The sequence below is a fragment of the Pseudarthrobacter sp. HLT1-3 genome (genome assembly GCF_059383535.1).
The window spans coordinates 25,302-46,087 of record NZ_JBWZCJ010000017.1 but is presented as its reverse complement, the minus strand read 5'-3'; the positions used below and the strand labels follow the sequence as shown (position 1 = coordinate 46,087).

Here is a 20,786-nt window from a genome sequence, read left to right as displayed (position 1 = left end):
GGTCCTTTGTCGAGTAGTGGGTGTCGGGGCTAGCGCGCCCCGGAAAGAAGGCCCTTGGCCAACTCGTCGTTAAGGTCGGAGTTGAGCTCACGGTCCAGGTCACGGCCGTAGCGCTGCGCAAACTCCTGCGGGACGGTGTCCGGAACAGCAACACCCTCGGCGACGGCGACGCGGTCGCTCACCTCGCGGAGCATGATGGAGAGCGGAACATCGAGGGCCGAGCAGATCGAGGAGAGCAGCTCCGAGGAGGCTTCCTTCTGGCCGCGTTCCACTTCACTCAGGTAGCCCAGGGAAACGCGGGCACTGTGCGAGACTTCGCGGAGGGTACGGCCCTGGCGTTGGCGAACATCGCGCAGCACATCACCGATTTCGTGACGAAGTACAACCATCTTGCGCTCCTTCTGTTCGCTCTTGGCCTGATCGGCGAGGCCCACATCCTTCCAGCGGACAACGCCGTTAACGGATACGGGCTGCTTTACCATCTGTATCGCCTTGCTCCCTCTTTAGGTCGAGCCCGCCGGTGACGGCGGACACTGATGATGCTTTCATCCTAGGCGCCTCCCTTATTCGGAAGCGACACAATGTAACAACTATTAGGAATCAAGTTTTGTTCCCGGCAACTTTACGCCCGGTAGCCTGACGGCGCCAGAGCTTCCAGCAGGCGCTCCAGCGCCGCGGCGCAGGCCTGGCCCCGGATTTCCGGCCGGTTGCCCTCGAAGCTGTACGCGTACGACGCCGACCCCTCCGCGGTGGCGACGCCGATGTAGACGGAGCCTACGTCCTTTCCGGCGTGCGGCTCGGGCCCGGCCACGCCCGTGGTGGAGACGCCGATGTCGGCGCCGCAGAGCCTGCGGGCGCCCTCTGCCATAGCCTCGGCGACGCGCCCGTCGACGGCTCCGACGCTGTCCAGCAGTTCCCGGGGCACGCCCAGCACATCAGCCTTGACGGTGTTCTGGTAGGAGACCACACCGCCCTGCAGCATCCCGGACGCGCCGGGGGAATCGGCCAGCACGGCGGCGACCATGCCGGCGGTGAGGGATTCGGCCGTGGCGACGGTCAGGCCGCGGCCGATCGCCCCGGTGACGGCTTCTTCGGCCAGGTGATGCAGGTTGATCGGGTGGTGGGAATTGGTCATGGCTTGCCCTCCTGGTTCTGCTGTTCCCGTGCCCGGATGCCGCTGGCGCGCAGCTTGAGGGCCTCGATGACGTATTCGCCGCCGGTCCAGACCGTGATCGCAAGGGCCACCATCATCACGGCGAAGGCGACGATGCCGAGCCACGGCGCGATCGCGGCCAGCGGCAGGAGGTACAGAAAGATGGCCACCGTCTGGGTGACGGTCTTGAGTTTCCCGCCGCGGGAGGCCGGGATCACGCCGTAGCGGATGACGAAGAAGCGCAGGGCGGTGACGCCCCATTCGCGGAGCAGGATCAGGACGGTGACCCACCAGGGCAGCTCCTGCAGCAGCGAGAGCATCACGAGGGCGGAGCCGATCAGCAGCTTGTCCGCGATCGGGTCCGCGATCTTGCCGAAGTCGGTGATCAGGCCGCGGCTGCGGGCGATGTCGCCGTCGAGCTTGTCCGTGTAGATGGCGACCGCGAAGGTCGCTGCGGCGATCCACCGCCAGAGCCCGTTTTCGGCGGTCAGGCCGGGTGCGTCGAGCAGGAGGAACCAGACGAAGAACGGCACCATCACTATCCGCACCATCGTCAGGATGTTGGGCAGGTTCCAGATCCGGGGAGCGGATCCGGCCTTATTTGCTTCGGCGCTAGTCACCTTCCTAGGCTACCGTCCGGTGAGCGACCAGGCGTCCTCGGAGCCCTCGTCGTCCTCGCCCCGGCCGCCGCCGGAGCCGCCGTCGGCGTCAGCGCCATCGTAATACTCGGTGTTCTGCGCCCGCCGGTCCAGATCGGAGGCGACGAGATCCTCCGCGTAACCGCCCTGGGCGATGTTGGCGTTGGCGTTATCGCTCAGCGCTGCGGTCTGGGAATCAGCGATGGCGGGCACCTCCATACCCTTCATGGCGGCGAGGACGGTTGCGAGGTCATCCGGTTTGACCAGCACGTCGCGGGCCTTGGAGCCCTCGGAGGGGCCCACCACGCCGCGGGATTCGAGCAGGTCCATCAGCCGTCCGGCCTTCGCGAAGCCGACGCGCAGCTTGCGCTGCAGCATCGAGGTGGAACCGAACTGGGTCGTGACCACAAGCTCGGTGGCCTGCAGCAGCACCTCGAGGTCGTCGCCGATGTCGTCGTCGATCTGCTTCTTCGGCGCCTCGGGGGCGACGTCGTCGCGGTACACAGCCTTGAGCTGGCCCTTGACGTGCTCGACCACCCGGTGGATTTCGGATTCGGTGACCCAGGCACCCTGCACACGCATGGCCTTGGAGGCGCCCATCGGCAGGAACAGTGCATCGCCCTGGCCGATCAGCTTCTCGGCACCGGGCTGGTCCAGGACGACGCGGGAGTCGGTGACCGAGGAGGTGGCGAACGCCATCCTCGAGGGCACGTTGGCCTTGATCAAGCCGGTGACGACGTCGACGGAGGGCCGCTGGGTGGCGAGCACGAGGTGGATACCGGCCGCACGGGCGAGCTGGGTGATCCGCACGATCGAGTCTTCGACGTCGCGCGGGGCGACCATCATCAGGTCCGCGAGTTCATCGACGATCACCAGCAGGTACGGGTAGGGCCGGATGACCCGCTTGGAACCCTCGGGCGGGATGACCTTGCCCGCGCGGACGGCCTTGTTGAAATCGTCGATGTGCTTGAAGCCGTAGTTGGCGAGGTCGTCGTAGCGGGCGTCCATTTCGCGGACCACCCACTGCAGGGCCTCGGCCGCCTTCTTGGGGTTGGTGATGATCGGCGTGATGAGGTGCGGGACGCCTTCATAAGCGGTGAGTTCCACCCGCTTTGGGTCCACCATGACCATCCGGACCTCGTCGGGCGTGGCGCGCATCAGGATGGACGTGATCATGGCGTTCACGAAGGCCGACTTGCCGGCACCGGTGGCGCCCGCCACGAGAAGGTGCGGCATTTTGGCGAGGTTCGCGACGACGTAGCCGCCCTCGACGTCCTTGCCGACGCCGATCACCATGGGGTGCTCCGTCCGCCGGGCGTTCTGGCTGCGCAGCACATCGCCCAGCGACACGGTCTCGCGGTCCGTGTTGGGGATCTCGATGCCAATCGCGGACCGGCCGGGGATCGGGCTGAGGATGCGCACGTCCGAGCTGGCGACGGCGTAGGAGATGTTCTTGGACAGCGCGGTGACGCGTTCCACCTTGGTGCCCGGGGAGAGTTCGATCTCGTAGCGGGTCACGGTGGGGCCGCGGCTGAAGCCGGTGACCTGTGCCTCGACGTTGAACTGGTTCAGGGTCTCGGTCAGCGAGGCGACAATCGCGTCGTTGGCTTCGGTGCGTTCCTTGGGGATGGATCCCGGGGTCAGGACGTCCGACGGCGGCAGCGTGTACGTCACGTCGCCGGCCAGGGACAGCTGTTCGGTGCGCTGCGGAATCGGGGTGGGCAGCGGTGCCGCGGCCACGGGATTGGAGGGGACCTTCGCGGCGGCGGCCACGGCTGCGGCGCCGGGTGCCGGCGGGGCCGCGTTCAGCGAGCCTGCGGCGATCATGCCCGGGGTGACGAGCGGGATCGCCTCGGTGGCGTTCTCCCCCGCCGACGCGCCGGCACTGCCCGCAGTGCTGCCCAGGCCCTGGGCTGCCTTGATCTTTTCGACGGCCAGCTCGGCCTGGGTGGGACGGCGCACGCCGGGCGCGACGGACTTGGCGCCGGTTTTGGCGCCCCCGGCGGCCCGGGCGGCTTCTGCTTCCTCGTCGGCGATCAGGGCCCGTTCGAAGGCCTCGTCACCGACGTAGCCGTCGAGTCCGGCGTCCTCGTTGGAGTCCTTGCCGAAGAGGCGGCGGCGCTTTTTCTTCTCCGGGGCCGGGGCGCTGCGTTCGTCGAGGTAGCTGCGGTCGTGGCCGTCGCCGTCGTCGTCCTGCAGGTCGATGCCCATCAGGTGCTCGTAGGCGCCGCGCAGCCGGCCCGGGATGGCGCCGAACGGGGTGGCGGTCACGATCAGCAGCGAGGTGAAGGCGAGCAGGCTGTACACCACGACCGGGACGGCGCTGTGGAGGGCGGCCAGCGGGGCCGCGGCCAGGTAGCCGAGCATGCCGCCGGCGTGGCGCAGGCCGTCAAATCCATCGGCGACGGTCGGTTCCCCGCCAATGACGTGGGCCAGGCCGGAGCCGGCGAAGGTCATGATCATGAAGCCGATCCCGATCCGGTTGTTGCCGCGGCCGTCGTCGGGCTGGCGGAACAGCCGGAACGCGCAGACAAACAGCATCAGCGGCAGCAGCAGCGACATCCAGCCGAAGGTGCCGTTGACGATTCCGTAGACCGCGTCCGGGAACCAGCCCTGGAAGCCCCACCAGGCGAAGGTGGCGACGAAGACTCCGAGCGCGAGGTTGAACAGGGCTGCGCCGTCGCGGCGGTCCTCGGGGGCGAGGTCGCTGACGTCGGAGCCGATCCGGCGGATTCCCGCCCCGACGACGTGGGCGACGCCCAGCCAGGCGCCGGCGACAACCCGGACCAGCCAGGGCTGTTTGGGTTCGACGGCGGCCAGCTGGCGGGTGCGCGCGGTGCCGGTTGTTCCGGAGGGCCTGCTGGTTTTGGACGCAGCCGGGCCGGAGCCCCGGGCCGAAGGGCTGCCTGATTTACCGCTGGGGTTTCCTCTAGGCGCGGAGGAAGTACGTGTCGCCATACCGGCAACGGTACCCGACGCCGGGCCGAAAACCGCGGATTTCCGGGCCTCCACGGGGATCATGTTGCCCGCCGGGGGACGCAAAAACGGCCCTCCCGGTCCGCCGCACGCGAGAGCCTGCGGCAGGCCGGGAAGGCCGTCGTGGTGGGGAAAGGCGCGCTTAGGCCTCCAGGACCACCGGGATGATCAGGGGCTTGCGGCGCAGCTTGCGGTTGACCCAGGTGCCGACGACACGGCGGACAACCTGCTGGAGCTGGTGCGTGGTGTGGTCCGAGCGGTTGAGCACGGCTTCCTCCAGCGCGGCATTGATCTTGGGGATGATCTCGTCGAAGACGGAGTCGTCCTCGGCCACGCCGCGGGCGTGGATCTCCGGGCCGGAGACGACCTTGCCGGTGGCGCGGTGGATCACGGTGATGATGGAGATGAAGCCTTCATCGCCGAGCGTCTGGCGGTCCTTCAGGTCGGCTTCGGTGACTTCGCCAACGCTGGAGCCGTCGACGTAGACGAAGCCGACTTCGACCTGGCCGACGATGTCGGCCTGGTGGTCGCGGAGGTCGATGACGGTGCCGTTGTCGGCGAGCAGGATGCTTTCCTCGGGGACCCCGGAGTCCAGGGCGATTTTGCCGTTGGCGATCAGGTGGCGGGTTTCACCGTGCACCGGCATCGCGTTGAGCGGCTCGAGGATGTTGTAGCAGTACAGCAGCTCGCCGGCGGCGGCGTGGCCGGAGACGTGCACCTTGGCGTTGCCCTTGTGGATGACGTCGGCGCCGAGCTTGAGCAGGCCGTTGATGATGCGGAACACGGCGTTCTCGTTGCCCGGGATCAGGCTGGAGGCGAGGATAACGGTGTCACCCTGGCCGACGACGACGCGGTGGTCGCCGTTGGCCATCCGGGACAGGGCCGCCATCGGCTCGCCCTGGGAACCGGTGGACATCAGCACCACGCGGTTGTCCGGGAGGTTGTCGATGTTCTTGATGTCGACCAGGATGCCCGGGGGCACGTCGAGGTAGCCGAGCTTCTCGGCGATGGCCATGTTGCGGACCATCGAGCGGCCGACGAAGGCAACCTTGCGGTTGTGGTTGGCGGCGGCGTCGAGGACCTGCTGGACGCGGTGCACGTGCGAGGAGAAGGACGCGACGATCAGGCGCTTGGAGGCCTGGCCGAAGAGCCGGTCCAGGGTGGGGCCGATTTCCTTCTCCGCGGTGGTGAAGCCCGGCACGTCGGCGTTCGTGGAGTCCGACATGAACAGGTCCACACCTTCTTCGCCCAGCTTGGCGAAGTGGCGGAGGTCGGTGATCCTGCCGTCCAGGGGCAGCTGGTCCATCTTGAAGTCGCCGGTGTGCAGCACGGAGCCGCCGGCGGTGCGGAGGAACACGGCGAGGGCGTCGGGGATGGAGTGGTTGACGGCCACGAATTCGCACTCGAACGGGCCGAACTTCTGCACCTGTCCCTCGGTGACGGTCTGGGTGACCGGCTTGATCCGGTGTTCCAGCAGCTTCGCCTCGATGAGGGCCAGCGTCAGCCGGGAGCCGATCAGGGGGATGTCGGCGCGCAGCCGCAGCAGGTACGGAACGGCGCCGATGTGATCCTCGTGGCCGTGGGTCAATACGACGGCGACGATGTCATCGAGGCGGTTCTGGATGTAGGAGAAATCGGGCAGGATCAGGTCCACGCCGGGCTGGGTTTCCTCGGGGAAGAGGACGCCGCAGTCGACGATGAGCAGCTTGCCGTCGATTTCGAAAACGGTCATGTTGCGGCCGATCTCCCCCAGTCCACCAAGCGGAACGATCCGCAGGGTGTCCTTGAGCAGTTTCGGCGGCGTGACAAGGCCGGGAAGGGCGGTCTGGGTCATAATGCACTACTTTCCAGGCAGGTACCGGCCTGGTCTTTTCTCATCAGAAAGAACGCCTGATCAGGAAAAGACCATTCCGGCTTCCGCCAAGTCCTCGCGGATGGTTTCGATCTCGGCCTGGTCCGGCTCCACGAGGGGCAAACGGACAACCGAGTTGGGCAGGACTCCCTGCCACTTAAGAACTTGCTTCGCAGCAACAGCACCCTGAATGTGGGTCATCACTGCACGGACCACGGGGTCCAGTTCGAAATGTATGGAGCGGGCGGTGGCGAAGTCGCCCGCAAGTGCGGCATCAATCAGCGCGCGGAATCGTGGTGTCGCGACGTGGGCGGCGACGCTGACCAGCCCGACGGCGCCGGCTGACATCCACGGCAGGGTCAGGCCGTCGTCGCCCGAGTAGACGTCGAGGTCGGTGTTGGCGAGGACGCGGGTGACGGCGGCGAAGTCGGCCTTGGCGTCCTTGAGCGCAACGATGTTCGGGTGGTCCGCCAGCCGGATCATGGTTTCGGGCAGGATCGGCACACAGGACCGGCCCGGAATGTCGTAGACCATAACGGGCAGATCCGCGGCGTCGGCGACGGCCTCAATGTGGGCCTGGATGCCGGCCTGGCTGGGCTTGTTGTAGTACGGGGTGACGATCAGCTGGCCGTGCGCGCCGGCTTTGGCGGCACGCTTGGCCATTTCGATCGAGTGCGAGGTGTGGTTGGTTCCAGTCCCGGCGATGACCTTGGCGCGGTCCCCCACGGCCTCCACGATCACCCGGAAGAGCTTTTCCTTCTCGTCGTCTTCCAGCGTGGAGGTCTCCCCCGTGGTACCGGAAATCACGAGGGCATCGTTGCCGTCGTCGACGAGCTTGTTGGCCAGTTCGGCGTTCTGCTGGTAGTCGACCTCACCGTCGGATGTGAAAGGCGTGACCATGGCGGTCACAAGGGTTCCGAACGTATAAGAGCGAGTAACAGAGTCAGCCATATGAAAAACGTTACCCTGTCCCCGGCATGATCGAACAATGACGGCGACGTGATGAAGATCAAACCCGCCCCCGGGATCTCAGCCGGGGCCGGCCGGAGGGACACCGCGTCCGGGTGATTCCGGGGCCGCGCGTTCCTGGTCGCGGCGGTCCAAAACGCCGCATTGCAGGGTCACAGTGAGCACCTCGGTGCCCGTTCCGGCGGCCTGCCGGAGCACCAGCCCGTCCGGGCCCCAGACACCGCTGCCACCCGCCGAGGGCCCAAGGTCCGTGGTCCCACCGAGGTTGGCCAGCAGGCTGAACATCCGGTTGTCCCTGGCCAGTGCGCCGAGGTGCGCGGCCGGGTGCACGGCGGGGTGCATGCCCGGGTGGGCGGCCGGCCAGTGGTCCGCGACGGCCGTGCAGAGCGCCGGGACAGCATAGATGTCAGCGCCAGCGTCTGCCGCCCTGCGGGCCCGGGCCGGGCTGTCGGTGGCCAGGCGGACTGCGGCCGGGCCGCCCTTGTCCGGGCCAGCTGCGCTCCGGAAGCCGATGCCCGTGCAACTGATGTCCGGGCAACCGCCCACGGCGATCCTCCAGCCGTCGAGGTCGAGCATGACCGGCCGGCCACCGGCGCTGAGGAACTGCGGCTCCTGGCCGTGGTGCCACGCCCTGAATCCGGTATCGAGCCCGCCGTTGGGGTGGAGGGCGAGCGTGGCCAGGCGCGGTGAGCCGTCCACTTCCCTGACCGGGGCACCGACGACCGCGGTGATTCCGGTCCGCCGGCAGATTTCGCGCAGGCCGTCCAGACGGACGTCGGCGGCGGTCACCCAGCTCGCCGGATCCGCCAGCCTCCCCCGCCCATAACCGGTGAGGGACAGCTCGGGGAAGATGACCAGCCGGGCTCCGTGGCTCTCCGCGTCTTCGATCAGGCGGATGTGTTCCGGGACATTGGCGGTGGGGCCGCCGTCAAGGGCCGTGTACTGGATGGCGGACAGCGTCAGTGCGGTGGTCACCCTGCCATCCTAGGCACGGCTCACCCAAGCGGGGCAGACCTACTGGAACTCATCCGGGCGGGGCAGCCCTCCTGGCAGGTGTGGCGCAGTAGCGGCCGACGGCCGCCTCCCGGATCCCCTCGGCCCACGCCGCAAGCCGCTGGGCTGCCCGCACGTAGTGGAACAGCTCGCCGGGCGTGAGTGCCTCCAGGTCGGTCTCGGCGAGCCGGCGGGCAAGTTCGGCGCCGGGAGGCTGTGTCGAAAGGGCGGCACCCTCCTGCTGCCACTGGACGTCCTCCGCCGGTTCGCCGGCAACGAGCTGCCGGAACAGGAAGTCCACAACGCCGGGACTCATGGCCTTCAGCACGCCGGGCACTGCGTCCTGGCGAAGGATCTCCGGCCGCGCCGTGTCCCGCCGGGCGGCGTCCAACCGAATACTGGGATCTGATGGATTGTTCATCCCGCCATGGTATTCGAACATATATTCGAACACAAGGCCTGTGCAGCTGCTGTGAACATGCCCGAAACGGCCGTTGGCCCGGATTCACCAGTGCCGGTCATGAGACGATCGAAAGATGACGCCGCGCGGAACCGCCTCCCCCTCCCGGACCGCCGGTGGCAAGGCGGCCGGGGCACGACTGTCCGGCATCGATGCCGCCCGCGGCCTGGCGCTCCTGGGCATGATGGCGACCCATATCTTCCCCACCTTCGAGTCCGATGCCCAGCTCACCCCCACCTGGGTGGGGCTGGTGTTTTCCGGACGCGCCTCGGCCCTGTTCGCTGTGCTTGCCGGGATCGGGCTCGCACTCTCAACCGGCAAACAGCAGCCACTCCAGGGACCACAGCTATGGGCGGCCCGGCGGGGAATCGCCCTCCGGGCCCTGGTGGTGGGCGCCGTCGGGCTCTCCATCGGCGGGCTGGAAGTGAACATCGCCATCATCCTGGTCCACTACGCCGTGCTGTTCCTGTGCGTGGTGCCGTTCCTCGGTCTGGACATCAAACGGCTGCTGGTCCTGGCCATCGGCTGGGTGCTGGTAACCCCGGCACTGGCATTCCTGCTGCGGCCCTGGCTGCTCGCCGCCGAACCCACCCTGCAGCTGGGCCACAATCCGAAGTGGGAGGACCTGTCGACCCCCGGCGTGCTGCTCGGGGATCTGTTCCTGACCGGTTACTACCCCGTTTTTCAGTGGATCGCATACCTGCTGATCGGGCTCGCGATCGGCCGGCTGGCCCTCACGAAGGCGGGCGTCCCGGTCCTGCTGCTGGCCGTGGGCACCGTGGTCGCGGTGCTGGCCAAATGGCTCAGCGTGGTGCTGATGGAGGACCTGGGCGGCCGGGCGGCGCTGCAGGCGTCCCTGCTCAATCCGTCGTATCCCCTGGAGAGCCTCCTGCAGGTCAATCTGGCCGGCATCGACCAGACCGGCTCCGCCTGGTGGCTCGCCACCAGCGCCCCGCATTCGGGCAGCACGCTGGATCTGCTGCACACCTCGGGGGTGGCGGCCGCCGTCGTCGGTGGCTGCCTGCTGCTGGGCCGGCTGGTCCAGCGGACCGGGCGGGACCTGCTGCTGCCGCTGCGCGGCGCCGGTGCCATGACGCTCAGCTTCTACACGGTCCACTTGTGCGTGATGGCTTCGCTGTACGGCCAGCCGTTGCCGTCCGGGTGGACGGTGGAGGGCGTCTACTGGGTGCAGGCCGTGACGATCCTGGTCTTGGGAGCCATGGTCGCGGCGCTGGCTTGGCGGGGGCCGCTGGAGTTGCTGGGGCACGCCGCTAACCAACTCGGCCGCTACCGGCCTGCCCGCATCAGCCGAGGGCACCTCAGCTGAGCACGAGTCTGCTGAGGTCGCCTCAGGAGTCGCGCGATCCCGTCCGGTAGAGCCGGACGGCGTCGCGCATCGAGCCGCGCGCCCGCTTTCGGTCGCCCGCGGCGTCGTAGGCACAGCTGAGGCGGAACCAGGAGCGCCAGTCCTCCGGTGCGGCTTCCGTCTCGGCACGGTACTTCTCGAATTCACGGTCCGCAGCCTCGCGGATGATGCGGCCGGCGGGGGTGCGCGGCAGATTGTCTTCCGGCAGGCCGCCTTCGGCTTCGAGGATTCGCGCCAGCCGCTCGGTCCGGGCGCCGAACAGCAGCTCGCGGACGAGGGCCCAGGCGCCGACCGCGGGCAGCAGCAAATACGCGACGCCGATGGCTTTGGCCACGGGATTGGCGTCCATCATCAGCAGCACCGAGCGCTGGAACGACACCACCAGATAGAAGACCAGCAGCAGCGTGACGGCGCCGACCCAGATCTTGGTGCGGTTGGCTTTGAAGGCAGTCAGGACGTTAGCCACGGCGCTCAGAGCCCCAGGTCCAGGTAGCCGTCCAGGCCCACGGTGAGGCCCGGGCGGGACGCGATGTTGCGCACGCCCAGCAGCACCCCGGGCATAAACGAGCCCCGGTCGAAGGAGTCGTGCCGGATGGTCAGCTGCTCCCCCGGTCCGCCCAGCAGGACTTCCTGGTGCGCCACCAGGCCGCGGAGCCTGACGCTGTGGACGCGGACGCCGCCGACGTCACAGCCGCGTGCGCCTGGAAGCTCACTCGTGGTGGCGTCGGGGCTGGCGGGCAGGCCCGCGGCTTTGCGCTCGGCGGAGACCAACTGCGCGGTGCGCACGGCGGTTCCGGACGGGGCATCCACCTTTTCCGGGTGGTGAAGTTCGACGATTTCGACCGATTCGAAGTAGCGCGCGGCCTTGGCGGCGAAAGCGGAGGCGAGGACGGATCCGAGCGCGAAATTCGGCGCGATCAGGACCCCGACGCCGGACCGGCCGGCGAGGAGCTCCTGCAGCCGGCCCAGCCGTTCCGCGTCCCAGCCGGTCGTGCCGACGACGGCGTGCATGCCGTGCTCGACGGCGAAGCGGACGTTCGCTTCGGTGCTCTCGGGGACCGTCAGATCAACCACGATCCGGGCTCCGGCGCCAACGAGGGCGTCCAGGGAATCGTTCCGGCCCAGCGCGGCGACAAGTTTCAGGTCTGCGGCGGCCTCAACGGCCTTTACCGCCTCGGCGCCCATGCGCCCGTTCGCGCCCAGCACGGCGACTGCGAGTTGTTCGGTCATGCCATCAACCCTACCGTCGGGGCAGCCGCGCGCCTGAACCAGTGGCCCCGCATGACAGGGCCCTCACCGGCTATCCCCCGGAGCTGCCCGGCGGGACAATGCCTCCACGCGTCGGGAGCTTCCCGGTGTCATTTTCCGAAGTCGTCTGCACGGAATGTCCAAAGTCGCCTGCACGGCCACTGTATGTCCGTAAGGGGAACCTTGATTGGCTGAGCTGCATGGAACACAAGTTTGTGCGCTATGAGGCAAGCAGGACCAACGGCCGCGGACTCCACCCAGGCATCTTCGCTCTCGCCAACGGCTCGGCCAAGGACGGGAGACTCAGCGCCGAGGACTGGGCATCCTGGCGCAGCGCGAACGATCACTCCGACGCCGCATACGCGGACCCCTCGACAGTGGACAGATCAGTCTACGACCGCGCAATCAACCCGTCAGCCCAGTCCTGGTTCAGGCGCACTGCCACGCATCTGCTGACTGGAGTGGAGTTCTACACGGATCTTCAACACCGATATGGCGTCGGCTGGCGGGTGCCTTATTCGAACGATCCAAGAAGGGTTCTCTGCGAAGACGTCGTCCAGATCGTTGTCGCACCTCATCAGGGTTGTTGCCCACTGGACTGCTGGCAGCGCGACAGATTGGCACCATTCAGGGGTCACGGTGAGGGAACCCTAAGCGGGACGAATTTCTCGACCGGGATGGCTGAGGGAGGCTCAATCGCGGTAGAAGCTAGCCATGGCCTCCATCGCGCGACGTGCCATCGTCGACGGACGCAGTCCATCGTGAGGAAGTCTCTCGGTCGTGGCTGCCCAAACGACACCCCAGAACGTCTCGTCGTCCAGGTCGCAATTGGATGGGCGACGGATGTACCAATCGAATCCGCGGGGTCTTGGCGGGATGTCCGCCTCGGCCAGGTAGACATCAATGTCGTCGTAGATGGATGACAGGTCGGCTTCAGTCAGCAGGAACGGCTGTCTTTGTTCTCCGCCCCCTGGTAGTCGACGGACGATCGAACCGAAACGGTCGCGCGCTGCTGGGCGTACCCGCGCAAAGTTGCCAGGACCGGCAGCCCAGAGGACCAGGGCGCCCCAGCCGTTCTCGGTGGCAAGTATCCAATCCTGAGGAGCTTCCGACAATTCAGTGCACGCCCACGGGTCATGTGTCATGCTCATCATCTTTCACTAATCGAAGCTGGGAAGCCCTGGGTTCCGATGGTGGAACCCTCTACGGGGCGTTTTACAGGGCAGCCTCTCGCAAAGCCTTGCTGTAGGTGGCAGGCTCATTCCGGGTGGCAGCCGAAATTGCGAAGTACGACGGGTAATGCGTTTCGCAAAGTACCCGGCGTACGGCAGCACGGTTACCGTGTCCAAGCCGCTCTCCCACGCAAGCAGTTCCTGGCCCGGCCGGAGCACTTCCCGCATGATCTCCTGCGTCGGGTGCTTTGTCCTGTCCTCATCCTGAAGTTTGTACCAGTCCCAGGCCCGGTCCCAGGCGATGTGCCAGCAGTTGTTCCACTCGGCCAGACTTCCTGCGTCGGGCGCCTTGGAGGCACCCGGATGTGGGGCAGGAGTGAGTTCCGGGACACCCCCCGGCGCCGAGGGACACCACGCGAACCTCGGTAATTTCTGTGATGCAGACGGGCCGCCCAGACGAATCAACAACCACACCGCGTTCACCGACGACGGGCAACGCCTCGTCGTCCAGCTTGTATTGGACGACCAGAGAGGTCGTGCCCGTCTTCCGTCCGTCAAGGATCCCGCCCACGAGTGCATCTCGCAGGGGGCCCGGAAACCCGTACTCCTCGACCGGTAGACCAGCAATTTCGTCTGGAGACAGCATGCTGAAAATCCTAGACTGTCCGACCTACTTATCCGTGACGGTCAAATTTTGGAGTGGGTACTTCTCAGCGGCCGGCGGAGGTTGGTAGGTGGCGGCTCCGGCATGGGTCACGGTTTGTTACCCAAAGCGAAGGTTGGCGCGGCCATCCATGGCGAGTCGTACAGGTACGTTCTAGTGCCCGGTGAAGGATCGGCCAGCGAACCGGCCATGCGGAACACTTGACAGGCCGCCCACTCTTCAGAACACTTAGGCATGTGCCAAACTATCGAGCAGAAGTCGATCTGGTCCTTCGCTCGCTCGCCGATCCGACGCGGCGCGCGGTCGTCGAAATTCTCGCGAAGGGCCCGACCCCCGTGTCGACTCTCGCTGGTCGCTTCTCGATCACTCTCCCGTCGATGCTCCAGCATCTCGGCGTGCTCGAGGAGGCGGGCGTCGTCACGTCGGAGAAGAACGGCCGCGTGCGCACCGTCAGTCTTCGCCCAGGCGCTCTCGATGTGCTTCACCTCTGGCTCGGCGAGCAGCGCACGCCGGCCGAAAACCGAGCCGACAGGCTCGGCATCCACCTCACCCGTCACACTCAGGAGACCCAGCTATGACACGCGTCCGCGTCGACCTCAACATCTCGCTCGACGGCTTCGCCACGACGACCGACCAGACCCCTGAAAACCCGTTTGGCGACGACTGGGGGCGCCTCACCGCCGCGTACGCTGCGACGCGCACCATCCGTGAACGGGTGCTGCACGACGCAAGCGGGGAGGGAACCACAGGCGTCGATGACCGCTATGCCGCACGCTACTTCGAAGATATCGGCGCGGAGATCATGGGCGCGGGGATGTTCGGACTGCACGCGAACCCCGACGACCCCGACTGGCGTGGATGGTGGGGCGACGAGCCGCCCTTCCACGTGCCCGTCTTCGTACTCACGCACTCGCCCCGCCCGTCGATGGAGATGGCAGGGGGCACCACCTTCCACTTCCTCACGGAGTCGCCGGAGGTAGCACTTCGAACCGCCGCCGCGGCAGCGGACGGCGGCGACGTGCGCGTGGGTGGGGGCGCGTCCACCGTTCGGGACTTCCTCCGCGCCGGCCTCGTCGACGATCTCCACGTCGGCATCGCCCCCATCCTCCTCGGGCGCGGCGTACGACTGTGGGACGACCTGCGCGGTCTGGAGTCGGGTTATAGCGTCACTTCAGAGGCAGCACCGAGTGGTGTGACGCATGTGACCTTCCGGCGCGAGGTTCGTTCATGACGGCCGTCGCGCATGCCGGATTCACGCTGGTTCGCGCCTATCCGGCGGCGATCGCCGATCTCTGGGCCGCGTTCGCCGTCGAGGAGCGCAAACGCGACTGGTTTGGCGGCGGTGAGGAGTGGACGCCGCGTGAGTGGCGCTTCGATTTCCGAGTCGGCGGACTCGACGTCGACGAGGCGCGCTTCCACAACGGCGTGCTTTCGCGCTACGAGGCGCGCTACACCGACATCGTCGAGCACACGCGAATCGTGACCAGTTACGACATGTGGATCGACGGCGCGCACATTTCCACGTCGGTAGCGTCCTTCGAGTTTGAGGGTCTCGACGAAGGGTCTCGACTGACGCATACCGAGCACGGCGTTCATCTCGACGGTCTCGATGACGGAGCGAGCCGGGAGTACGGCAGTCGGCTGCTGCTCGATGCCCTCGGCCGCACGCTCGCTTCACCCAACGATGATGGCGGACCATCCGACTCGGGGACCCTGGGGACAGGGCCATAAACGGTCGTTCGTGAGGCCGCCCTGATGTCGTTTTCCGAAGTCGTCTGCACGAAATCTCCAAAGTCGTTTGCACGGCCCACTACATGCCCGTCTGAGGAACCTGCTGCGGGACGCCTCACCATCCCGAAAGCCGACCCTGCCGCGGCACTCCGGCTGAGCAGAAACGAACACCAACAGCCAAGATGCGGTCAAGGTCGCGTTGTCGCGTAGAGCAGCATGTCGCGCCGGGCGTCACCAATCTCCTGATGGCTGCGGAGCAGGCCCTCCCGCTCGGAACCAGACGCCTCGGCAACGCGACTTGAGTTGCTGTTCCACGGCTCGATGTACAGCTCAATCCGGTGCAGAGTGGGGATGGTCCAAGCGAACGCGGTCATTGCCTTCAACGCGCTGCTGGCGATCCCGCGGCCCCGGTGCGCGGAGGCAACCGAGTAGCCGATCGTCGCGCGTCCGGCCGACATGTTCTGAAGCCACAGTCCGATGGCACCGACGGCGTCGTCAGACTCGGCATCGGCGATGGCGAAGGACAGCCCTTTTCCTTCGGCTAACCGGCCGCACTGCCGGTAGATCCACTCCAGAGCCTGCTGTGCCGTGGGGAGGGCGGGAAGACTGCCAATGAGAGGGATGTATCGTCCCCCAGCTCGAAGGCGAGATGTACGTCGTCATCGGTGAACTCGCGTAAAACGGCTGAACCATAGGTCGGTGGTGTGGTCGGCAGGACGGTAAGTGCTCAGTCATACGTCGATTATCGCCGTGGTCATCGTCCCGTGCTGCTCAAGATGCACCCGATCATGCCGGACAGAGTGGATTTTCCACCGTCAGCCCGTTTCCGGTGAAGGATCCTTCACCGGGCAGCTCAGTTGAAACGCGGACCGAAGGCTATGGCATCCAGATCATGGGCAGTTACGGTGGCTCCATGAGGGACAGGATGCTGCCGATCATATGCGGGACGACAGAATTCAATGACGCCCTCGACCACTACGAGACGGAAGGCTGGCGCCGTGCGGAAACTGATCTACGGCATGAATCTGACCCTGGACGGCTACATCGCCGCGGCAGGCGACGACATCGGCTGGGGCGGGCCGAGCGACGAACTGTTCCAGTGGTGGCTCGACCAGGAGCGGGCTAGCAGCCTGTCGCTGTACGGCCGCAAGCTCTGGGAGACCATGAGCTCCTACTGGCCGTCCGGCGACCAGCAGCCCAACGCCACCCGGGCGGAGATCGAGTTCGCGCGGAACTGGCGGGACACGCCGAAGGTGGTGTTCTCCTCGACGATCGACAAGGTCGACTGGAACACCCGCCTGGTCACCGGCGACGCGATCGCCGAGATCACCCGGCTCAAGGCCGGGGACGGCGGCCCGATGAGCGTCGGCGGCGCAACGCTCGCCGGGGCGGCCATGCGGGCCGGTCTGATCGACGAATACGCGCTAGCCACCCATCCGGTCCTGGTGGGCGGCGGCACTCCGTTCTTCACCTCGCTGGACAGCTGGGTGAACCTGAACCTGGTGGAGACGCGGACGTTTCCCGGCGGCGTGGTCCTGACCAGGTACGAGGCCAGGCGGTGAGCGCGATTCCTCCGCGCGGTCGGGGAGGTACTCCACCACCAGCGGCCCCACTGAGGTGTACTACTGATATGAGACACAGTTTGAAAGGATTGTGTACATGTCTTCCCGTCCCAGTTATTCCGATGAGTTCAAGGCCGATGCCGTAAATCTCGTCATTTCCTCTGGCCGTTCGCCCGCCTCGGTCGCCCCCGAGCTGGGGATCTCCGTGACTGCGCTGAAGCGGTGGGTCCAGCTGCATCGGGAAGGAGAGGCCGGGGCCGGCGGCAAGCCTGATGATCCGGTGGATCCCGCGAAATACAAGGCGTTAGAGGCGCGGCTGCGGGAGCTGGAAAGGGAGAATGATTTCCTGAAAAAAGTATCGGCGTTCTTCGCCAAAGAACAACGGTAGAGGACCTCTACCGGCTTGTTCAGCAGAAGAACGCCGAATTCCCTGTCACCTGGATGTGCGCCCGGCTCGGCATTCCGCGGGCCTCGTATTACCGCTGGCTGGACCACGAAGAATCACCGACGGCTGCCCGCCACCGGGAGCTGACCGGATTGGTCAAGACGATGTTCGATTCCTCCGACGGGATCTTCGGCCATCGCATGGTCCACACCAAACTCGCCGCCACGGGTGTGGAGATTTCCGTGGGGACGGTCGCTGCCATCATGGCGGAGAACGGCTGGGCGGCCAAGCGGATGCGCGCCTTCAAACGCACGACCATCCCCCGGACCCGGACAAAGTCTTCGCGGACCGCAGACGTGATGACGGAGACCACCGCGCAAGACACACCGGCGCTTGAGGACGGCGGGGCACTGGAGCTCGTCCGGGTTCCGGCGTGGGAGGCGAAGTTCAAGCGGGGCGAGAACCCCGATGAGCTGGCTCATTTGGTCTGCTGTCGTGACCTGGAGTGGCGGAAGGCGCTCTGCGGATTCGAGGAGACGGACCCGGTGATCCTGGAGGAAGCTACGACTGTCTGCACGATGTGTGTGGAGTCCGCTGGCGGCCCCGACGGCGGGATCGCCACGGGTCACTGCCCGATCGATAACCAACTGTGCCCGGACACTGACGAGCTGTCCCGGATCATCGCCGAGCGGACCTCCAGCCCCTGACGTCGCAGCCTCCTGGGGCGCCTGCCCGTATCAGCAGTTCCTGAAGGCAGTGTTCACACAGCATGTGGTCCGGGTGCAGAGGACTTCCAACATTCCGTGCAGACGACTTCTGAAATTCACACCCGCCCGAACTATGCCCCCGCGCCGACCCACTCGACGGTGCCGTCGGTGAAGAACTGTTCTTTCCAGATCGGAACCTGGGCCTTGATCCGGTCGACGAGTTCCGAGCAGACCTCGAAGGCCTGGCCCCGGTGCGCGGCGGAGACGGCGCAGACCAGCGCTGGGTCGCCGATCTCCAGCATCCCGATCCGGTGCGCCACCCAGATGCGCACCGGCTGGCCCGGTGCGCCGGATTCCGCAGGGGCTTCGCCCGCTGCCACGCCGGCTGTTCCACTGACGGTCCCGCGTGCTGCATCCGCCTCGGCCTGTTCGGCGACGAGCTGCGCAACCACGTCGGCCATCACCTGGTGCGCCGACGGGTGCGCGCTGTAGCTGAGCCGTTGCACGGCTTTGCCGCCGTCGTGGTTCCGGACCACGCCGCTGAAGCTGACCACCGCGCCCGCGGTGTCCGATTCGACCGCGGCGATGGCCTGCTCCACGGAGATGGACTCGGCGCTCAGCACCGCGGTCACCACGTCAAAGGCTGAGTCAGTGGCCATGGCTGCCTTCCAGCTGGTCGCAGAGATGTCCCAGGATGGGGTCCAGCACGCTGAGCCCGTCCATCACACCCTTCGGGGACCCGGGGAGATTAACGATGAAGGTCTGGCCGGCGGCACCGGCATGGCCCCGGCTGAGCATCGCCGTGGGGGTCTTGGCGATGCCGGCGCCGCGGATGCCCTCCATGATGCCGGGGATCTCGCGGTCCAGCAGCGGACGGGTCTGTTCCGGCGTGACGTCGGTGGGGCTGAGACCGGTGCCGCCACTGGTGATGATGACGGCCGGCGCCTGGGTCAGGAGCGCCCGCAGGGCAGCGCCCACGGCGTCACCGTCCGGGACCACGAGGGCCGGATAGGGCTCGAAACCGTGTTCGGTGAGCCAGTCGATGATGACGGGTCCGGTCAGGTCCTCGTAGACTCCGGACGCGGCCCGGGTGGAGGCAATCACGACGCCGGCCTTCCGCCCCGTGGCTTCACCGTGCCGGTGTGGTTCGGGCATGCTCATAGTGTCCAGTCCCCGCTCTTGCCGCCGCTTTTGGCCAGCACTTTGATGTCGGTCAGCACCGCGTGTTTGTCCACGGCCTTGATCATGTCGTACACGCTGAGCGCAGTCACCGTGGCTGCTGTCAGCGCTTCCATTTCGACGCCGGTGACGCCGCGCGTCTTGACCGTGGCGAACACGGTGACCGAGTCGGTGTCGAGTTCAAAGTCGACGGTGACCTTGGCGATCGGCAGCGGGTGGCAGAGCGGGATCAGGTCTGCGGTCTTCTTCGCGGCCATAATGCCGGCGACGCGGGCGACGGCGAGGGCGTCGCCCTTGGGCAGGTCTCCGGCGCCGAGCAGGGCCAGGACCTCGGCCGTGCTGCGGACGGTGGCGGTGGCGGTGGCCTCGCGGGTGCTCTCGGCCTTGTTGGACACGTCCACCATCTGGGCCGTGCCGTCCTGCCGGAGGTGGGTCAGGCGGTGGTTTCCCGTTGTGGGGTTTTCTTCATTCACAGCATCCATACTTCCACCTCCGCGCCCCCGGCGAGCGCGGAAATTCCTTCCGGCACCTGGACCAGGGCGTTGGAGTGCGCCAGTGCGCTGACGAGGTGCGAGCCTGGACCGCCTTCCAGCCGGACGGTGCCGTCCGGGAGGACCGTGCCGCGCCGGACCTGGTGCTTGCCGGCCGGGGAAGTCAGCGCCCCGGCCAGCCGTGCCCGGGCCACCGGCCGCGGGGCGGGCGAGCCGAAGAGGTCGCCGAGCGCGGGCCGGAGAAACATTTCGAAGGAGACGAGGCAGCTCACCGGGTTGCCCGGGAAGCCGAGGACCGGGACGCTGTCGAACGTTCCGATGCCCTGCGGGCCGCCGGGCTGCATGGCGACGCCGAAGAAGTCGACGTCGTGGCCCTCCATCGTCTGCCGGACCACCTCGTAGGCGCCCTGGCTGACACCGCCGGTGGTGACGATCAGGTCCACGTTTGCGGTGTGCCGGCGCAGCAGGCCGGCGAGTTCCTCCGGGCGGTCCGTGGAGATCCCGGTCCGGGTCACGTCGAGGCCGGCCTGGCGCATCGAGGACCCGAGCAGGGTGGCGTTGGAGTCGTAGATTTTGCCGGGGGCCAGGCTGGCGCCGGGCTCCACGACTTCGTCGCCGGTGGTGACCAGCAGGATCCGCAGTGCCCGGTAGACGGGGACCTCGCTGAATCCCAGCGCGGCCAGCAGCCCCAGCTGGCCGGGGCCGAGGCAGGTTCCGGCCGCGAGGGCCAGCTCGCCGGTGCGGATGTCGCTGCCCGCGTCGCGGACGAAGGTTCCGGCCGGGGCGGCGGGCAGCCGTACCGTGGCCGGCACGCCGGGCGCGGGGAAGACCGCGGGTACGGCCTGTTCGATCGGAACAACGGCGTCGGCTCCCGGCGGCATCATGGCGCCGGTCATGATCGGGGCGGCTGTTCCGGGGGCCAGCCCGGCCGGCGCGGCGCCGGCCGGGACCGGGGCGGCCACGCGAAGGTCGGCGCCGCCGTCGGGCACGTCGGCGCTGCGGATGGCGAAGCCGTCCATCTGTGAATTAGCGAACGGGGGCAGATCCAGCGGGGCCAGAATGTCCGCGGCGAGTCCGCGGCCCAGCGCGGCGAGGAGCGGGAGCCGTTCAATCCGGTCGGGGGTGCGGAGCGGGGCCAGCAGCTGGCGGACCGACTCGCGGTGCGCTTCGACGGTGACGTGCCGTGCCTGGCTGCGGTGCATGCGTTAGTGACCCCTCGTCGTGAGCCATGGGCTGGATT

24 protein-coding genes are annotated in these 20,786 nt (G+C 67.1%); 7 read left to right on the top strand and 17 right to left on the bottom strand.

Annotated elements, in window-relative coordinates; genetic code table 11:
• Positions 1 to 29 precede the first annotated feature (29 nt).
• The 8 genes from AC50X9_RS14820 to AC50X9_RS14785 form a co-directional block, all read right to left on the bottom strand.
• Positions 30 to 482 carry a helix-turn-helix domain-containing protein gene (locus AC50X9_RS14820; RefSeq protein WP_024366758.1) on the bottom strand — a complete coding sequence of 151 codons (453 nt, stop codon included), beginning with the start codon at positions 480 to 482 and terminating at the stop codon, positions 30 to 32.
• Between the two features lie 140 nt (positions 483 to 622).
• Positions 623 to 1,135 carry a CinA family protein gene (locus AC50X9_RS14815; RefSeq protein WP_494894513.1) on the bottom strand — a complete coding sequence of 171 codons (513 nt, stop codon included), beginning with the start codon at positions 1,133 to 1,135 and terminating at the stop codon, positions 623 to 625.
• Positions 1,132 to 1,773: a CDP-diacylglycerol--glycerol-3-phosphate 3-phosphatidyltransferase gene (gene pgsA / locus AC50X9_RS14810; protein ID WP_494894512.1), complete on the bottom strand. Its 642-nt coding sequence runs from the start codon at positions 1,771 to 1,773 to the stop codon at positions 1,132 to 1,134. The genes AC50X9_RS14815 and pgsA overlap by 4 nt, the downstream gene beginning before the upstream one ends.
• Before the next feature lie 9 nt (positions 1,774 to 1,782).
• Positions 1,783 to 4,749 (bottom strand): FtsK/SpoIIIE family DNA translocase, encoded by a 2,967-nt coding sequence (locus tag AC50X9_RS14805; protein ID WP_494894511.1) that lies wholly within the window; start codon positions 4,747 to 4,749, stop codon positions 1,783 to 1,785.
• Between the two features lie 160 nt (positions 4,750 to 4,909).
• Positions 4,910 to 6,601, bottom strand: coding sequence for a ribonuclease J (locus AC50X9_RS14800; protein WP_494894510.1), 1,692 nt, complete (start codon positions 6,599 to 6,601; stop codon positions 4,910 to 4,912).
• A gap of 60 nt (positions 6,602 to 6,661) precedes the next feature.
• Complete coding sequence (dapA, locus tag AC50X9_RS14795) at positions 6,662 to 7,570, bottom strand: 4-hydroxy-tetrahydrodipicolinate synthase (protein ID WP_494894509.1); 909 nt, start codon at positions 7,568 to 7,570, stop codon at positions 6,662 to 6,664.
• Between the two features lie 78 nt (positions 7,571 to 7,648).
• Positions 7,649 to 8,563 carry a carbon-nitrogen hydrolase family protein gene (locus tag AC50X9_RS14790; RefSeq protein WP_494894508.1) on the bottom strand — a complete coding sequence of 305 codons (915 nt, stop codon included), beginning with the start codon at positions 8,561 to 8,563 and terminating at the stop codon, positions 7,649 to 7,651.
• A gap of 49 nt (positions 8,564 to 8,612) precedes the next feature.
• A complete protein-coding gene (locus tag AC50X9_RS14785; RefSeq protein ID WP_494894507.1) occupies positions 8,613 to 9,002 on the bottom strand; it encodes a hypothetical protein in 390 nt (129 codons plus the stop codon).
• 115 nt (positions 9,003 to 9,117) lie between these two features.
• On the opposite strand from AC50X9_RS14785, the gene AC50X9_RS14780 reads away from it, so the two are divergent.
• Positions 9,118 to 10,368: a heparan-alpha-glucosaminide N-acetyltransferase domain-containing protein gene (locus tag AC50X9_RS14780; protein WP_494894506.1), complete on the top strand. Its 1,251-nt coding sequence runs from the start codon at positions 9,118 to 9,120 to the stop codon at positions 10,366 to 10,368.
• Positions 10,369 to 10,390: 22 nt separating this feature from the next.
• On the opposite strand, the gene AC50X9_RS14775 is transcribed toward AC50X9_RS14780, so the two are convergent.
• The 4 genes from AC50X9_RS14775 to AC50X9_RS14760 all read right to left on the bottom strand — a co-directional run bounded on the left by AC50X9_RS14775 (position 10,391) and on the right by AC50X9_RS14760 (position 13,473).
• The gene (locus tag AC50X9_RS14775; protein ID WP_494894505.1) at positions 10,391 to 10,873 is read right to left on the bottom strand and encodes a hypothetical protein; all 483 of its coding nucleotides are present in this window, start codon (positions 10,871 to 10,873) and stop codon (positions 10,391 to 10,393) included.
• Positions 10,874 to 10,878: 5 nt separating this feature from the next.
• On the bottom strand, positions 10,879 to 11,637 hold the full coding sequence (gene dapB / locus AC50X9_RS14770) for a 4-hydroxy-tetrahydrodipicolinate reductase (RefSeq protein ID WP_494894504.1): 759 nt from the start codon (positions 11,635 to 11,637) through the stop codon (positions 10,879 to 10,881).
• Positions 11,638 to 12,347: 710 nt separating this feature from the next.
• On the bottom strand, positions 12,348 to 12,800 hold the full coding sequence (locus tag AC50X9_RS14765; RefSeq protein WP_494894503.1) for a DUF5956 family protein: 453 nt from the start codon (positions 12,798 to 12,800) through the stop codon (positions 12,348 to 12,350).
• Between the two features lie 286 nt (positions 12,801 to 13,086).
• Complete coding sequence (locus AC50X9_RS14760; RefSeq protein ID WP_494894502.1) at positions 13,087 to 13,473, bottom strand: ASCH domain-containing protein; 387 nt, start codon at positions 13,471 to 13,473, stop codon at positions 13,087 to 13,089.
• Between the two features lie 254 nt (positions 13,474 to 13,727).
• Here AC50X9_RS14760 and AC50X9_RS14755 point away from each other — a divergent pair, with 254 nt between their 5' ends.
• The 3 genes from AC50X9_RS14755 to AC50X9_RS14745 are packed head-to-tail and all read left to right on the top strand — an operon-like array spanning position 13,728 to position 15,222.
• Entirely contained in the window at positions 13,728 to 14,069 is a 342-nt protein-coding gene (locus AC50X9_RS14755) for an ArsR/SmtB family transcription factor (protein WP_494894501.1), read from the top strand.
• On the top strand, positions 14,066 to 14,722 hold the full coding sequence (locus AC50X9_RS14750; protein WP_494894500.1) for a dihydrofolate reductase family protein: 657 nt from the start codon (positions 14,066 to 14,068) through the stop codon (positions 14,720 to 14,722). The genes AC50X9_RS14755 and AC50X9_RS14750 overlap by 4 nt, the downstream gene beginning before the upstream one ends.
• Positions 14,719 to 15,222: an SRPBCC domain-containing protein gene (locus AC50X9_RS14745; RefSeq protein ID WP_494894499.1), complete on the top strand. Its 504-nt coding sequence runs from the start codon at positions 14,719 to 14,721 to the stop codon at positions 15,220 to 15,222. The genes AC50X9_RS14750 and AC50X9_RS14745 overlap by 4 nt, the downstream gene beginning before the upstream one ends.
• 188 nt (positions 15,223 to 15,410) lie before the next feature.
• Here the strand turns inward: AC50X9_RS14745 and AC50X9_RS14740 are convergent, their stop codons facing one another.
• Positions 15,411 to 15,788 carry a GNAT family N-acetyltransferase gene (locus AC50X9_RS14740; RefSeq protein WP_494894575.1) on the bottom strand — a complete coding sequence of 126 codons (378 nt, stop codon included), beginning with the start codon at positions 15,786 to 15,788 and terminating at the stop codon, positions 15,411 to 15,413.
• A gap of 432 nt (positions 15,789 to 16,220) precedes the next feature.
• Between AC50X9_RS14740 and AC50X9_RS14735 the strand changes: the two genes are divergently transcribed.
• From AC50X9_RS14735 to AC50X9_RS14725, 3 genes are all read left to right on the top strand, one after another.
• On the top strand, positions 16,221 to 16,784 hold the full coding sequence (locus AC50X9_RS14735; protein WP_494894498.1) for a dihydrofolate reductase family protein: 564 nt from the start codon (positions 16,221 to 16,223) through the stop codon (positions 16,782 to 16,784).
• 97 nt (positions 16,785 to 16,881) lie between these two features.
• On the top strand, positions 16,882 to 17,172 hold the full coding sequence (locus AC50X9_RS14730; protein ID WP_494894497.1) for a transposase: 291 nt from the start codon (positions 16,882 to 16,884) through the stop codon (positions 17,170 to 17,172).
• A gap of 53 nt (positions 17,173 to 17,225) precedes the next feature.
• Entirely contained in the window at positions 17,226 to 17,876 is a 651-nt protein-coding gene (locus AC50X9_RS14725; protein WP_494894496.1) for an IS3 family transposase, read from the top strand.
• Between the two features lie 131 nt (positions 17,877 to 18,007).
• On the opposite strand, the gene AC50X9_RS14720 is transcribed toward AC50X9_RS14725, so the two are convergent.
• The 4 genes from AC50X9_RS14720 to AC50X9_RS14705 are packed head-to-tail and all read right to left on the bottom strand — an operon-like array spanning position 18,008 to position 20,748.
• Positions 18,008 to 18,535 (bottom strand): molybdenum cofactor biosynthesis protein MoaE, encoded by a 528-nt coding sequence (locus AC50X9_RS14720; protein WP_494894495.1) that lies wholly within the window; start codon positions 18,533 to 18,535, stop codon positions 18,008 to 18,010.
• Positions 18,525 to 19,037 (bottom strand): MogA/MoaB family molybdenum cofactor biosynthesis protein, encoded by a 513-nt coding sequence (locus tag AC50X9_RS14715; RefSeq protein ID WP_494894494.1) that lies wholly within the window; start codon positions 19,035 to 19,037, stop codon positions 18,525 to 18,527. Before AC50X9_RS14715 ends, AC50X9_RS14720 begins: the two co-directional genes overlap by 11 nt.
• Positions 19,034 to 19,537, bottom strand: coding sequence for a cyclic pyranopterin monophosphate synthase MoaC (moaC, locus tag AC50X9_RS14710; RefSeq protein WP_494894493.1), 504 nt, complete (start codon positions 19,535 to 19,537; stop codon positions 19,034 to 19,036). Before moaC ends, AC50X9_RS14715 begins: the two co-directional genes overlap by 4 nt.
• Positions 19,525 to 20,748 (bottom strand): molybdopterin molybdotransferase MoeA, encoded by a 1,224-nt coding sequence (locus AC50X9_RS14705; RefSeq protein ID WP_494894492.1) that lies wholly within the window; start codon positions 20,746 to 20,748, stop codon positions 19,525 to 19,527. Before AC50X9_RS14705 ends, moaC begins: the two co-directional genes overlap by 13 nt.
• Between the last annotated feature and the right edge of the window lie 38 nt (positions 20,749 to 20,786).

Bases quoted from the DNA above. Each gene is read 5' to 3' on its own strand.
- AC50X9_RS14780 (WP_494894506.1), top strand. From the start codon at position 9,118: ATGACGCCGCGCGGAACCGCCTCCCCCTCCCGGACCGCCGGTGGCAAG.
- AC50X9_RS14750 (WP_494894500.1), top strand. From the start codon at position 14,066: ATGACACGCGTCCGCGTCGACCTCAACATCTCGCTCGACGGCTTCGCC.
- AC50X9_RS14725 (WP_494894496.1), top strand. From the start codon at position 17,226: ATGTGCGCCCGGCTCGGCATTCCGCGGGCCTCGTATTACCGCTGGCTG.
- AC50X9_RS14785 (WP_494894507.1), bottom strand. From the start codon at position 9,002: ATGAACAATCCATCAGATCCCAGTATTCGGTTGGACGCCGCCCGGCGG.
- dapA (WP_494894509.1), bottom strand. From the start codon at position 7,570: ATGGCTGACTCTGTTACTCGCTCTTATACGTTCGGAACCCTTGTGACC.
- moaC (WP_494894493.1), bottom strand. From the start codon at position 19,537: ATGGATGCTGTGAATGAAGAAAACCCCACAACGGGAAACCACCGCCTG.
- AC50X9_RS14820 (WP_024366758.1), bottom strand. From the start codon at position 482: ATGGTAAAGCAGCCCGTATCCGTTAACGGCGTTGTCCGCTGGAAGGAT.
- AC50X9_RS14765 (WP_494894503.1), bottom strand. From the start codon at position 12,800: ATGACACATGACCCGTGGGCGTGCACTGAATTGTCGGAAGCTCCTCAG.
- AC50X9_RS14760 (WP_494894502.1), bottom strand. From the start codon at position 13,473: ATGCTGTCTCCAGACGAAATTGCTGGTCTACCGGTCGAGGAGTACGGG.
- AC50X9_RS14815 (WP_494894513.1), bottom strand. From the start codon at position 1,135: ATGACCAATTCCCACCACCCGATCAACCTGCATCACCTGGCCGAAGAA.
- AC50X9_RS14730 (WP_494894497.1), top strand. From the start codon at position 16,882: ATGTCTTCCCGTCCCAGTTATTCCGATGAGTTCAAGGCCGATGCCGTA.
- AC50X9_RS14800 (WP_494894510.1), bottom strand. From the start codon at position 6,601: ATGACCCAGACCGCCCTTCCCGGCCTTGTCACGCCGCCGAAACTGCTC.
- AC50X9_RS14705 (WP_494894492.1), bottom strand. From the start codon at position 20,748: ATGCACCGCAGCCAGGCACGGCACGTCACCGTCGAAGCGCACCGCGAG.
- dapB (WP_494894504.1), bottom strand. From the start codon at position 11,637: ATGACCGAACAACTCGCAGTCGCCGTGCTGGGCGCGAACGGGCGCATG.
- AC50X9_RS14720 (WP_494894495.1), bottom strand. From the start codon at position 18,535: ATGGCCACTGACTCAGCCTTTGACGTGGTGACCGCGGTGCTGAGCGCC.
- AC50X9_RS14805 (WP_494894511.1), bottom strand. From the start codon at position 4,749: ATGGCGACACGTACTTCCTCCGCGCCTAGAGGAAACCCCAGCGGTAAA.
- AC50X9_RS14715 (WP_494894494.1), bottom strand. From the start codon at position 19,037: ATGAGCATGCCCGAACCACACCGGCACGGTGAAGCCACGGGGCGGAAG.
- AC50X9_RS14745 (WP_494894499.1), top strand. From the start codon at position 14,719: ATGACGGCCGTCGCGCATGCCGGATTCACGCTGGTTCGCGCCTATCCG.